This window comes from Ruegeria sp. F12 (assembly GCF_056533885.1).
Genome location: NZ_JBQFOV010000011.1, coordinates 83427 through 95933 on the forward strand (window position 1 = coordinate 83427; position 12507 = coordinate 95933).

General features: G+C 59.7%; 12 protein-coding genes. 10 read left to right on the forward strand and 2 right to left on the reverse strand.

Annotated features, from left to right (window positions below; translation table 11 throughout):
- Positions 1–32: 32 nt before the first annotated feature.
- From ACR0CA_RS14915 to speB, 9 genes are all read left to right on the forward strand, one after another.
- A complete protein-coding gene (locus ACR0CA_RS14915; protein WP_480899919.1) occupies positions 33–326 on the forward strand; it encodes a (2Fe-2S)-binding protein in 294 nt (97 codons plus the stop codon).
- On the forward strand, positions 274–759 hold the full coding sequence (bfr, locus tag ACR0CA_RS14920; protein WP_170773884.1) for a bacterioferritin: 486 nt from the start codon (positions 274–276) through the stop codon (positions 757–759). The genes ACR0CA_RS14915 and bfr overlap by 53 nt, the downstream gene beginning before the upstream one ends.
- Positions 731–2260, forward strand: coding sequence for a di-heme oxidoreductase family protein (locus tag ACR0CA_RS14925; protein WP_480899921.1), 1530 nt, complete (start codon positions 731–733; stop codon positions 2258–2260). The genes bfr and ACR0CA_RS14925 overlap by 29 nt, the downstream gene beginning before the upstream one ends.
- Positions 2260–3270 carry an imelysin family protein gene (locus ACR0CA_RS14930; protein WP_480899923.1) on the forward strand — a complete coding sequence of 337 codons (1011 nt, stop codon included), beginning with the start codon at positions 2260–2262 and terminating at the stop codon, positions 3268–3270. The genes ACR0CA_RS14925 and ACR0CA_RS14930 overlap by 1 nt, the downstream gene beginning before the upstream one ends.
- A gap of 2 nt (positions 3271–3272) precedes the next feature.
- Positions 3273–4355, forward strand: coding sequence for a DUF1513 domain-containing protein (locus tag ACR0CA_RS14935; RefSeq protein WP_480899924.1), 1083 nt, complete (start codon positions 3273–3275; stop codon positions 4353–4355).
- A 99-nt stretch (positions 4356–4454) separates the two neighbouring features.
- On the forward strand, positions 4455–6344 hold the full coding sequence (gene speA, locus ACR0CA_RS14940) for a biosynthetic arginine decarboxylase (RefSeq protein ID WP_170790738.1): 1890 nt from the start codon (positions 4455–4457) through the stop codon (positions 6342–6344).
- A gap of 14 nt (positions 6345–6358) precedes the next feature.
- Positions 6359–7570, forward strand: coding sequence for a saccharopine dehydrogenase family protein (locus tag ACR0CA_RS14945; RefSeq protein WP_480899927.1), 1212 nt, complete (start codon positions 6359–6361; stop codon positions 7568–7570).
- Positions 7571–7688: 118 nt separating this feature from the next.
- Positions 7689–8858, forward strand: a complete 1170-nt coding sequence (gene nspC / locus ACR0CA_RS14950) for a carboxynorspermidine decarboxylase (RefSeq protein ID WP_480899928.1) — start codon at positions 7689–7691, stop codon at positions 8856–8858.
- Positions 8855–9697 carry an agmatinase gene (gene speB / locus ACR0CA_RS14955; protein WP_480899930.1) on the forward strand — a complete coding sequence of 281 codons (843 nt, stop codon included), beginning with the start codon at positions 8855–8857 and terminating at the stop codon, positions 9695–9697. Before nspC ends, speB begins: the two co-directional genes overlap by 4 nt.
- Here speB and ACR0CA_RS14960 read toward each other — a convergent pair.
- Positions 9694–10284, reverse strand: a complete 591-nt coding sequence (locus ACR0CA_RS14960; protein ID WP_170752218.1) for an HD domain-containing protein — start codon at positions 10282–10284, stop codon at positions 9694–9696. The two genes, speB and ACR0CA_RS14960, sit on opposite strands and share 4 nt — an antisense overlap.
- 102 nt (positions 10285–10386) lie before the next feature.
- Here ACR0CA_RS14960 and ACR0CA_RS14965 point away from each other — a divergent pair, with 102 nt between their 5' ends.
- Positions 10387–11214, forward strand: coding sequence for a LysR family transcriptional regulator (locus tag ACR0CA_RS14965; RefSeq protein WP_480899932.1), 828 nt, complete (start codon positions 10387–10389; stop codon positions 11212–11214).
- Here ACR0CA_RS14965 and lptF read toward each other — a convergent pair.
- Positions 11211–12350, reverse strand: a complete 1140-nt coding sequence (lptF, locus tag ACR0CA_RS14970; protein WP_170786887.1) for an LPS export ABC transporter permease LptF — start codon at positions 12348–12350, stop codon at positions 11211–11213. The two genes, ACR0CA_RS14965 and lptF, sit on opposite strands and share 4 nt — an antisense overlap.
- Positions 12351–12507: the final 157 nt, after the last annotated feature.

Sequence of the window (12507 nt, forward strand, 5' to 3'; positions counted from 1 at the left end):
TAGTCAGAATAATCAACTAAAGGCGTTCTGCCATGATCGTTTGCCATTGCACCAACATCTCGGACGCAGACATCCACGCCGCGATCGACTGGATGCGCGCGTCCGATCCCCATGCGGTGATCACCCCCGGCAAGATCTATCATGCCCTTGGAAAATCAGCGGATTGTGGCGGATGCATGCCACTTTTCCTAGACACGATGCGGTCCAGCGATAAGCTGGAAATCCCCATGCAGCTTCGGACATTGCGGTCCGCAGCATCACAGGAGAAAGCACATGAAGGGCGATCCCAAAGTCATAGAATACCTCAACAAATCCCTGCGGCATGAGCTGACGGCGGTCAGCCAGTATTGGCTTCACTACCGCTTGCAGGAGGATTGGGGCCTTGGTCACATGGCCAAGAAAAGTCGCGAGGAAAGCATCGAGGAGATGGGCCACGCGGACAAGCTGATCGAACGGATCATCTTTCTGGAAGGCCATCCCAACCTGCAAAAGCTGGACCCACTTCGCATCGGGCAGACGCCCAAGGAAACTCTGGAATGTGATCTGGCAGCCGAACACGACGCGCGCGCCCTGTATGTGGAGGCCCGCGAATACTGCCGCGAGGCGGGGGACTATGTGACCATGTCCCTGTTTGAAGGTTTGATCAGCGATGAAGAGGGTCACATCGACTTCCTCGAAACGCAGCTTGATCTGTATGAAAGGATTGGCGAAGCCAATTATGCGCATCTCAATGCATCGAAAATGGACGAAGGCGAGTAAGCTTTCGATCGTAGCGGTGGCTGCTTTGGCGGCCACCCCCTCTTTCCCGACCGGGTTGCAGGACCTGCACCTCAACTTCCAGCCCAGAACCAAAGACGAGGCCGCCCGGATCGCGGATGTCACCGCCGCGCCCGAGGATTTCAGCGTGCCACAACGGTTCGAGGACCTGCCGGCAGGGGCGGCCACCGTGCGGTTGCGCGCGGATGCAGATGCGTTCTCGCAACCGTCGGGCAACCTGGAGTTTGAGCAGGAGTTGGATTTCAAAGTCGGTAACGGGCTGTTCAAAAAGCTATGGGTTTCGTCGCCGGCTTCGACGCTGGCTTCGGACGGGTTAGGGCCGCTTTACAACGCGCGGTCGTGCCAGCGGTGCCACATCAAGGACGGGCGCGGCCATACGCCGAATGGCCCACAGGACAGCGCGGTGTCGATGTTCCTGCGCGTCTCAATCCCTGGCGGGGCGGGCCAGTCCGAGATCGCGGACTATATCGCCACGCAGCCAGAGCCAAACTACGGCGGCCAGATGCAGGACCTCGCCCTGCCTGGCCACCCGGCAGAATACCGGCTGGACATCACCTACACGGAAGTCCCTGTCGAGCTGTTGGATGGTGAGACGGTCACGTTGCGCGCACCGACCTATACCGCAGCCGATCTGGGCTATGGGCCGTTGCACCCGCAGGCGATGCTCAGCCCACGTGTGGCACCGCAGATGATCGGGCTGGGTCTGCTCGAAGCGATCCCGGTCGGGGATATACTGGCCAAGGCCGACCCAGAAGACGTTGATGGGGACGGTATCTCAGGCCGCCCCAACATTGTGTGGTCGACCGAATTCGATGCGCCGATGATGGGGCGGTTCGGCTACAAGGCTGGGATGCCGACTATCTTGGAGCAATCGGCAGGTGCCTTTGCCGGAGACATCGGGATATCCAGCCCTCTGTTCCCTGCGGCCCATGGTGACTGCACGGAGTTGCAGGTGGACTGCGTGAATGCCCCGCATGGCGATGGCGACGACCGTGTGTTCGAGATTGATCAGCAGGGTATGGACCTTGTGGCCTTCTACAGCCGCAATCTTGGGGTGCCAGAACGTCGAGATGCAGACGACCCGCAAGTGCTGCGCGGAAAGCAGGTCTTCCACCAGACCGGCTGTGCATTGTGCCACACCCCCGCCTATGTCACGCACCGTATGGAGGACCGGCCCGAACACAGCTTCCAACTGATCTGGCCTTATACCGACTTGCTGCTGCACGACATGGGCGAAGGTCTGGCCGACCAACGCCCGGAGGCGCGCGCTACGGGTCGGGAATGGCGCACGCCGCCGCTGTGGGGCGTCGGGATGACCCAACAGGTTTCGGGCCACACTCAATTCCTGCATGACGGGCGGGCGCGGTCCCTGCTAGAGGCAATCCTGTGGCACGGGGGCGAGGCGCAAGCGGCGCGCGATACGGTTGTGTCGATGCCCAAGCTTGACCGAGACGCCCTGATCCGCTTTCTGGAGAGCCTCTGATGCGCCCGCTGTTCCTTGCCCTTGCTTTGGCTTTGCCCCTGCCCGCCACAGCACAGGACAGTGCTGCGATTCTGACGGACGTGGTCGACGCACACGTTCTGCCCGGTTATGCGAGACTATCCGAGACGACCGCCACTTTGGCCTCGACCGCGCAGGCTGGATGCGATCCTGCATCACCTGACCTGCGGGCCGCATTCCATGGCGCATTCGACGATTGGATTTTGGTCAGTCACCTACGGTTCGGGCCGTCCGAGCGGGACGACCGCGCCTTTGCGCTGGCCTTCTGGCCCGACACTAAGGGATTCACGCCCAAGGCCCTGAGCGGTTTGATCTCGACCATCGACCCCGTTGTAGAACGCCCCGAGGCCTTTGCCGAAACCTCCATCGCCGGGCGCGGGTTTTTCGCGCTGGAGATGATGCTCTTTGATCCCGCCTTTGCTGATCAGGGCCAAGCCCCCTATCGCTGCGCCCTAATCCGCGCGATCACAACTGACATCGACCGCAACGCAAAGGCCATCGCCCGGGATTGGCAACCCTTTGCCGAACACGTGACGCAACCCGGCGGCGACAGGCCCTATCGGTCCGAAAACGAAGCCCTGCAAGAGCTATACAAGGCACTGTCCACCAGCCTTCAATTCACGTCCGAGACCCGCCTTGGACGCCCGCTGGGCACATTCGACCGCCCCCGTCCAAAGAGGGCCGAGGCGCGCCGGTCTGCGCGGTCCTTGCGCCATGTGGAACTGTCGCTGATCACTCTGCGTGATCTGGCCATGCGCCTGTCTGCGGATCATCCTGCCATTGCGGCAGATATGGACGGCGCGTTCGACAATGCGATTGCCCGCGCGCAAGCCTTGAACGACCCTGCATTTGCGGGCGTGGCCAACCCGCTGGGCCGTCTACGCATCGAGGCGCTGCAACAGTCGATCAACGATATCCGCCAGATTGCCGCAAATGATCTGGGCCCGACCCTGGGCATCAGCGCCGGGTTCAACGCACTGGACGGTGACTGACCATGACCAGCCGCCGCCATTTTCTTGCCGGGCTTGCCGCCGCCAGCATGACACCCTTAGGCGGTTGGGCAGCGGTCGGCGCGCCCGACTACTTGGCGGCGGCGCTGTTTCCCGATGGCTCTTACCGGCTGGCGGGGCTGAGTGCCGAGGGAGATATTCTGTTCACGTTACCCTTGCCAGCAAGGGGTCACGCGGCGGCCGCGCACCCTCAGCGCGCGCAGGCGGTGGCATTTGCCCGCCGACCGGGCACTTTTGCGTTGGTGATCGATTGCGCAACCGGAGCCCAAACCGCCCGGTTGGACGCGCCAGAAGACCGCCATTTCTACGGCCACGGCGTGTTTTCGGCAGATGGGGCGACGCTCTACACCACAGAAAACGACTATGAGGCAGGCCAAGGCGTGATCGGCGTCTGGAATACCGGAGATTACGCGCGAATGGGTGAGTTCCCCTCGGGCAGCATCGGCCCCCATGACATGCGCCTGATGCCCGACGGCCAAACACTTGTTGTGGCCAATGGCGGCATCGAAACCCATCCCGAAACAGGGCGCACCAAGCTGAACCTGCCCGTCATGCGCCCCAACCTGACCTATCTGGACCACTCTGGCGCGGTTATAGAACAAATGGAACTGCCGCGCGCGCTGCACAGAAACTCGATCCGCCATCTGGCTGTCCGGCCCGACGGCCTGGTGGCTTTTGCGCTGCAATGGCAAGGGGACAAAACACGGCACCCGCCGCTGCTGGGCCTGCACCGGCGCGGCACGGCCCCGCGCCTGCTGACCGCGCCCGAGAGAGAACAGAGCACCCTTCAGGGCTACGCGGGCAGCATCGCTTTCGCCAGTGATGGCAAAACCGTCGCCATCACCTGCCCCCGAGGAAACGCGCTGCATCAATTCGATGTCGAAACCGGCAATTTGACTGCGGCCTATTCCTTGACGGATGTCTGCGGCATCGGCTCTGCCGAGCAGGGATTTGTCTTTACCACAGGCACCGGCGCGGTCGGAGAGATCACCGAGGGTGCCCACATCATGGCGCGCGCCAAATGCCATTGGGACAACCACTTGATCCCAATCCGCACCTTGGCCTAAATTCGGCAATTCGCGATACATAGATTACACTTGGACGAATCAAATTGCTGCCGTATTGGCGGGCGCTAAACCGGCACCCTACGTTAAGGACTGACTTGATTGAAACAGACGCCCGACGCACCGCATTCCATCTACGGGGTTGAAAAATGGGGCAAGGGCCTCATCGAGGTGACAGAGCAGGGCGAGATTGGTTTGCGCAACCCGATACACCCCGAAGCCGCCGCAATCAGCCTGCCCGGTATCTTGTCCGATCTGGACGACCGGGGGATCAAGGCCCCGATGGTGCTGCGCGTAACCTCGTATCTGGAACACGAGATTGCGCATCTGAACGAAAGCTTCCGCGATGCCATCGCGCGCGTTAACTACAAGGGCGCCTATCGTGGTGTTTTCCCCATCAAGGTGAACCAGCAGGCACAGGTCGTCGACCGGATCGTCGAGTTCGGGAAGAAATACAATTATGGGCTGGAAGCGGGCTCCAAGCCCGAACTGGTTGTGGCGCTGGCCCATCGTCTGGCCCCCGAGGCACTGATCGTCTGCAATGGCGTCAAGGATGCGGAATTCATCCAATTGGCCATTCTTTCCCGCAAGATCGGCTTCAACACCGTCATCGTTCTGGAAAGCCCGAAAGAGGCCGACACGGTGATCGAGGTCTATAACGATCTGGGCATCGAACCGCTGATCGGCGTGCGGGTAAAACTGACCAACCAGATCAGCGGAAAATGGGAAGAAAGCTCGGGCGATCGCTCGGCCTTCGGAATGAACACCGACCAGCTAGTCGCCACGGTGGACAAACTAAAAGCGGCGGGCCTGTTACACTGCCTCAAGCTGCAACACTCGCATCTGGGCTCTCAGGTGCAAGACGTCAACGATGTGCGCCGCGCCGTCGGCGAAGCTTGCCGCTATTACACTGAACTTACCCGCGAGGGCGTACCGCTGACCCATCTGGACCTCGGCGGAGGTATGGGCGTGGATTATACCGGTGAGAAAAAGGCCGCTGAGAACTCGATCAACTACACTGTCGAGGAATACTGCGCCAACGTCGTCGAGACCGTCGCCTACGCGATGGATGAGGCCGAAATCGCCCACCCAACGCTGGTCACCGAAAGCGGTCGTGCGGTGGTGGCGACATCCTCGATGTTGGTATTCAATGTGCTGGAAAGCACGCTTTACGATGCACCGACCGCACCGGATGTGGAACCTGACGACAACCATCTGGTTTCGGACCTTGCTGCCGTTCACGGATACCTCAGCCAAGATCGTCTGCAAGAATGCTGGAACGACGCCACCTTTTACCGCAACGAACTGCGCGCCCTGTTCCGTCGCGGCTATGTCGACCTGCGCCAGATGGCCCGCGCCGAGCGTATCTATCTGTCGCTGATGGCCCGCCTCAAGGCGCTGGCCGCAAGCGATGATCTGGACACGGATGTAGACGATCAGCTTGAGAAAGTGGCCGATATCTACCACTGCAACTTCTCGCTGTTCCAATCCCTGCCCGATGTCTGGGCGATCGACCAGCTACACCCGATCGTGCCGCTCCAAGGGCTGAACGAAACCCCCGACCGCCGCGCCGTCTTGTCAGACATCACCTGCGACAGCGACGGCAAGATCGACCGTTTCATTCTGGCCGACGGTGTCTCACCCAGCTTGCCGGTGCATTCCCTGCCCAAGGACGGCGAGTACTTCATGGGCGTCTTCTTCGTCGGTGCCTATCAGGAAACGCTCGGCGATCTGCACAACCTGTTTGGCGATACCAACGTCGTCACCATCGACCTGCGCGCCGATGGCGGCTTCGACCTGCTGCACGAGCAAGAGGGCGACACGATCAGTCAGGTCCTGTCCTATGTCGAGTTCGACCCGCAAGACTGCGTTGCCGCCTTCCGCAAAATGGTAGACGAGGCGATCTCTACCGGTACTCTGCAAGCCAAGGACCGCAAAACCCTGATGAGCGCCTATCGCGACTCAATCAACGGCTACACCTATTACGAATAAGAAGGAGACAGACCATGGGCAAAACACTGGTTGTCGGCGCCGGCGGCGTATCCCACGCAGCCGTGCACAAGATGGCGATGAACTCGGACATCTTCACCGAGATCACTCTGGCCAGCCGCACGAAATCGAAATGCGACGCCATCGCCGCAGCCGTAAAAGACCGCGTTGGTGTAGATATCGCTACTGCCGAACTGGACGCCTACAAGGTCGAAGACACGGTCAAGCTGATCAAAGAAACCGGCGCGGAAATCCTTGTGAACCTCGCCCTGCCCTATCAGGATCTGGTGCTGATGGATGCGTGTCTTGAGGCCGGTATCCACTACATCGACACCGCGAACTATGAGCCCGAGGACGAGGCCAAGTTCGAATACCACTGGCAATGGGCCTATCAGGAGCGCTTCAAAGCGGCGGGCCTGACCGCCATCCTCGGATCTGGCTTCGATCCGGGTGTGACCAGCGTATTCGCCAAATGGCTGAAGAAACACAAGCTGGACACGATCCGCCAGATCGACGTGCTGGACGCCAATGGCGGTAGCAACGATCAAGAATTCGCCACCAACTTCAACCCGGAAATCAACCTGCGCGAAGTGCTGGCCGAAGTGCGTCACTGGGAAAACGGCGCGTGGCAACATTCCTCCGCCATGACCCACAAGGTCGAGTTCGACTTCCCCGCCATCGGTCCCAAGAACATGTACTTGATGTATCACGAGGAACTGGAGAGCCTCAGCACCCACTTCCCCGAGATCGAACGCGCCCGCTTTTGGATGACCTTCGGCGACGCCTACATCATGCACGCCAAAGTGCTGGAAAACGTCGGCATGACCCGCATCGATCCGGTGATGCATGACGGCAAAGAGATAATCCCGATCCAGTTCCTGAAAACCTTGCTGCCCGATCCCGGCGATCTGGGCGCGGAAACCAAGGGCAAAGCCTGCATCGGCGACATCGCCACAGGTCAGGCCAAGGACGGCTCGGGCGAAAAAACCTACTATATCTACAACATCTGCGACCATGAAGAATGCTACGCTGAGGTCGGCTCCCAGGCCGTCAGCTACACCACCGGCGTTCCCGCGATGATCGGCGCGGCACAGGTCCTGAAAGGCAACTGGCGCGAGCCGGGCGTTTGGAACATGGAACAACTCGACCCCGATGACTTCATGGATATGCTGAACAATCACGGCCTGCCATGGCAAGTTCATGAACTTGACGGTCCCGTCGAATTCTAATCCCCAGAACTTCTTCTGTTCAAAAGTACCTCGGGGGTCGCCATTGATGCGCCATTGGTTCAAGCACCAATGGCGACAGGCAGAGCCCCCGGCCTCACCACAATCGGAGACGCCGGACATGTCCGACATGATGACGACCCAAGCCGGAGACGCCGGCGCCTTCCGCAATTTCGACCTCAGCCGCGTCCCCACACCTTGCTTTGTGGTCGACGAAAAAGCGGTCGAGCGGAACCTGACCATCCTCTCAGAGATCGGCACCCGGTCCGGCGCACATGTCCTCAGCGCGCTCAAGGCGTTCTCGATGTTCTCACTGGCCCCTCTGATCCGCCACCACCTCGGCGGTACCTGCGCCAGTGGCATCTACGAAGCACGACTGGGTCGCGAGGAATATGGCGGTGAGGTTGCAACCTTCTGCGCTGGCTACAAAGACGCAGATATCGACGAAATCCTGTCGCTGTCCGACCACATCATCTTCAACTCACCCACGCAAACGGACCGCTTCCTGGCAAAAGTCCAAGCCGCGAACGTTCAGGTCGGCCTGCGCATCAACCCAGAACATTCCGAAGGCGAGATACCCAAATACGACCCCTGCGCGCCCTGCTCGCGCCTTGGGACACCCGTCAGCCAACTGTCCGAAGACACACTGATCGGAGTCGACGGGCTGCACATGCACACGCTCTGCGAACAGGGGTTCGAGCCGTTGCGACGCACATGGGCTGCCGTTGAGCCGAAGCTCAAACCCTTCCTCGGTCAGCTCAAATGGCTGAATTTCGGCGGCGGGCACCACATCACCCGCGATGACTATGACCGCGAAGGGCTGATCGCTTTCATCAAGACCATCCGCGAAACGCACAACGTCGACATCTACCTGGAACCCGGCGAGGCGGTCGCCTTGGACGCTGGCATTCTGGTCGGCGAAATCCTCGACCTGCCCACCAATGGCATGAACCTTGCGATCACCGATATCTCGGCCACCTGCCACATGCCCGACGTGATCGAGGCCCCCTATCGCCCTGCCCTGATGGACGAGGCCGAAGCAGGTCATACCTACCGTCTGGGTGGCCCCTCCTGTCTGGCTGGTGACGTGATTGGCGACTACACATGGGACAAACCGCTGGAGATAGGGCAGCGCTTTGCCTTCCTCGATCAGGCGCATTACTCGATGGTCAAGACCAACACGTTCAACGGGGTACCCCTGCCCACAATCGCCCTTTGGAACAGCGAAACGGACGCGCTGAAGATTATCAAACTATTCGGCTATGACGACTTTAAGGACCGCCTCTCATGAGCATTTTCCTCGACAGTGAACTGACCGCCGCTGAGCGCAGCGAAGACGCCCGGTTCCGCGTCATCCCCGTGCCGCTGGAGCGTACCGTGTCTTACGGATCAGGGACCGCCAACGGTCCCGCAGCCATCATCGAGGCCAGCAATGAACTGGAACGCATCACAGGCCACGCGGAACCCTGCGTCGAAGGCATCTTCACCGAAGACCCGCTGGATTGCGACGGCCCCTTGCCCGAAGTGATGGAACGCCTTGCGCAACGCACCGAGGCTGCGGTGCGCGCTGGCAAGGTGCCGGTCACACTGGGCGGGGAACATTCGCTCAGCTATGGTGCGGTGATGGGCGTGGCGCGGGCGCTGAACCAGCCCGTCGGTATCGTGCAGATCGACGCCCATGCGGACCTGCGCAACGCCTATCAGGGCAAGAAACACTCGCACGCCTCAGTCATGCATCTGCTGACCGAAGAGGGCATCAAACTGGCCCAATTCGGCGTCCGCGCCTTTTCCACCGAAGAGGCCAAAAGCCGTCTGAAAAACCACGTATTCCACGTCGACGCCGAGGAACTGGTCACAGGCAACATCCACGCCGTCGACCTGCCCGAGGATTTCCCCGAGCTGGTCTATGTCAGCTTTGACGTGGACGGTCTGGACCCTTCGTTGATGCCTGCCACCGGCACCCCGGTTCCGGGCGGGCTCGGTTACTACCAAGCCCTGCGGTTGGTCGAACATGCCCTTAAAGGCCGCAAATGCGTGGGCTTTGACGTGGTCGAACTGGCCCCCGACGGCAATGCCGCCTGGGACTTCACTGTAGCTCAGATCGTCTATCGCCTGATGGCGGCCTGCTAGCTTTCCGAGGTTTCGTTCAGCTCCATGTGCCCTTCGCCCTTGTTCAACACGCGGCGCAACATGGGCTCGAAGAACTCCAACGGTTTGGTCGGGTAGTCCGGGTCGAACGCCTTCTGATCGTATTCATGGCAGAAATAGCGGCAGTCCTCCCAATAAGGACTGTCGCGGTACTTGTCGCGGGCGTTGCGATCGCCGCCAAGGTGGTGGTTATAGTAGTAGCCCTGAAACACACAGTGATGTTTCAAAATCCAATAGGTCTTCTCGCTGACATAGGGCTTCATCATCGCCGCTGACAGCTCACCGTGATTGTAGGGCGACAGGATATCGCCGGTGTCATGGATCAGAGCAGCGACCACCAGTTCCTCATCAGCCCCATCTTCGTAAGCGCGGGTCGCGGCCTGCAAACTATGCTGATAGCGGTTGACCGGGTATGGCGTCCACTCCTCGTCCAGCGACCGGATAGCGTCCAGAATACGGTCGGGCAAAGCGGCGTTGTACGCCTCTTCATACTCCATCACGGCATCCCAATCGGCCTTTGTCGCCTCTTCGAAACTGGTCCAAGTGGGTTTGTGGCTTTTGTCCAGCATGGAAGCGGTCCTTTCATCGATCCATTTACGAAAGCTTACTCCACTCCAGCTGAGCGAAAAAATGAATTGATTTTATCACTTCGATCAAAAAATACTTTCAACATGCAAATCAAAGCCCTTGAGACCTTTCTGTGCGTCGCCGAGACCGGAGGCTTCCACGCTGCCGCCCGCAAGCTGAACGTGACGCAAACCGCTGTAAGCGCCCGCATTCGTCTGATCGAGGATGAAACCGGCAAAGCCCTGTTCACCCGTGGGGCAGGCGGGACCGGCCTGACCGAATTCGGGCGGCAGTTCCGGCCCTATGCTGAACAGATGCTGTCGCTCTGGTCCTTTGCCTCACGCGATCTGCCCGCGCAGTCGCAGAACCGGGTCGCCCTGCGCCTGGGCGCGCAACTGAGCATCTGGGACCCGCTGCTGGTCGATCTGGCAATCCGCTATGAGGACGACCTGGGGCAGCTGCTGTTGACGCTCAACTATGATCATGACCTGAATATGGTTGATGCGGTAGCCACCCATGTTCTTGACGCGGCCTTGACCCATGAGAAACCGTCGGACAGACGGGTCATGTTTCACGAATTGCCACCCGAGAGACTGGTGCTGGTCCAGACCCCTGATACCGGAACTGACCCGATTTTCGTCAATTTGGAACTGGGGGAGGTCTATCAGAATCACATTCGATCCGCCGCGCATCGGGCTTCGGGCCAGACGGTGTTTCTGGGCAATTGCATGATGGCCCTACGCTATGTCCTGCGGCGCGGTGGGTTAGGGTATTTCCCACGCTATGTCATCGCAGAATACCTTCATTCTGGGCAGGTTGCGCCCGTTGCAGATGCCTATGACCTGATGTTGCCGCTCTATCTGGTCACGCGCCGCGACAGCCCAGCATTTGGCGATGTTCTAGATTGCCTGCAGGAATTGCGGACGGCTTAGGCCTGCGGCCAGGCGAGATCGCTCTCTCGCGGCTTTTTCCGCAAAAGTGGTCGCCCCGCAATCAGCAAGAACAGGCAGGATATGAGGATGCCGATCACGGCGGGCAGGTAGAGAACCGCCCACAGCGCGGGATCGTCGATCACAATAGGCGATACGAACCCCCGAACACCTTCCAGCAAAACGAGAATAGTAAACGCCCCAAAAATCTGCGGCCACAAACCGAAACGGGAAAAGCTGCCCAGCATCAGGGTTGCATATCCCGCCATGGCCACCGCTACGCAGATGGCAATCCATGAGAACCGCTGGTGCAGCTCATCCACCAGCTCTCCTTCGCTGAACCCTTCGTTTGCGGTCAACGCCTGACGGTTTTCCAACAATTCAAGGGTCGGGATCGCCTCAAGACTTCGTTGGCTCATATCGTTGCCATGAGCCAGTTCGGATATGTCGTATGAAGCATCCTCGAACAGGGTCGATGATAAGGTCCTGCCCTGCTGATCCAAGCGCAACGCCACCCCGTCCACCATAACCAGATGAATGCCGCTGCCATTGTTGACCAGATAAGCGGTTTTACTGGAATAGGTGACTGTACTGGCCCGATCCCGGCGGTCCGAGACGAAGACTTCGTACAGTGTACCATCCAGGTCAATCCGTCCGATATAAACCGTTACGCCGCTGGCAGGATGTAGAAACTCACCCTCGTTCAGAAGCTGCGCGGTGACATCGCCTGCGACCTCGGCCTGTCGTTGTTCAAGCTGCTCGACCGAGGCCGGGCGCAGAAACACGCTTATCGCGGCCATCATCAAACCTGTCACTAGCCCGAACAGAAATACTGCCCGCGCCAGACGCCATGGGCTGGAGCCCGTCGCCAACATAACCGTCAGCTCGCTTTCGCGGCTCAGGCGGTTGGTGGCATAAACGGCGGCGGCAAACACAGCCATGGGCATCACCGTTCGGATCAGGGTCGGCAGGGTCAGCGCGGTGAATTCCAGAAACACCATCGCCGATTGACCGCCGCTGATCACACGATCAAACAGGCTGACCGAACGGGTGATCCAGAAGACCCCCACCAGAACCAGCGTGAAAAAGCCGAACAGAATCAGCAATTGCCGCAGGAAATATCCATCGAAACGCGACATGTATCCTCATCCGGTCCTTGGGTGTTTCGCCGGACAATATGCCAATCGCCGGGCCGAGGAAACCGGAATGCAAAGGAATAGCCCAAATTGGCGCGTGGATGTCAGCGATATTGGGAAATGGCAGGGGCAGCAGGGTTCGAACCCGCGACCTACGGTT

Excerpts from the sequence above, each read along its gene's own strand:
- ACR0CA_RS14965 (WP_480899932.1), top strand. The coding sequence starts at position 10,387 with ATGCAAATCAAAGCCCTTGAGACCTTTCTGTGCGTCGCCGAGACCGGA.
- lptF (WP_170786887.1), bottom strand. The coding sequence starts at position 12,350 with ATGTCGCGTTTCGATGGATATTTCCTGCGGCAATTGCTGATTCTGTTC.
- ACR0CA_RS14935 (WP_480899924.1), top strand. The coding sequence starts at position 3,273 with ATGACCAGCCGCCGCCATTTTCTTGCCGGGCTTGCCGCCGCCAGCATG.
- ACR0CA_RS14915 (WP_480899919.1), top strand. The coding sequence starts at position 33 with ATGATCGTTTGCCATTGCACCAACATCTCGGACGCAGACATCCACGCC.
- ACR0CA_RS14925 (WP_480899921.1), top strand. The coding sequence starts at position 731 with ATGCATCGAAAATGGACGAAGGCGAGTAAGCTTTCGATCGTAGCGGTG.
- bfr (WP_170773884.1), top strand. The coding sequence starts at position 274 with ATGAAGGGCGATCCCAAAGTCATAGAATACCTCAACAAATCCCTGCGG.
- nspC (WP_480899928.1), top strand. The coding sequence starts at position 7,689 with ATGTCCGACATGATGACGACCCAAGCCGGAGACGCCGGCGCCTTCCGC.
- ACR0CA_RS14960 (WP_170752218.1), bottom strand. The coding sequence starts at position 10,284 with ATGCTGGACAAAAGCCACAAACCCACTTGGACCAGTTTCGAAGAGGCG.
- ACR0CA_RS14945 (WP_480899927.1), top strand. The coding sequence starts at position 6,359 with ATGGGCAAAACACTGGTTGTCGGCGCCGGCGGCGTATCCCACGCAGCC.
- ACR0CA_RS14930 (WP_480899923.1), top strand. The coding sequence starts at position 2,260 with ATGCGCCCGCTGTTCCTTGCCCTTGCTTTGGCTTTGCCCCTGCCCGCC.
- speB (WP_480899930.1), top strand. The coding sequence starts at position 8,855 with ATGAGCATTTTCCTCGACAGTGAACTGACCGCCGCTGAGCGCAGCGAA.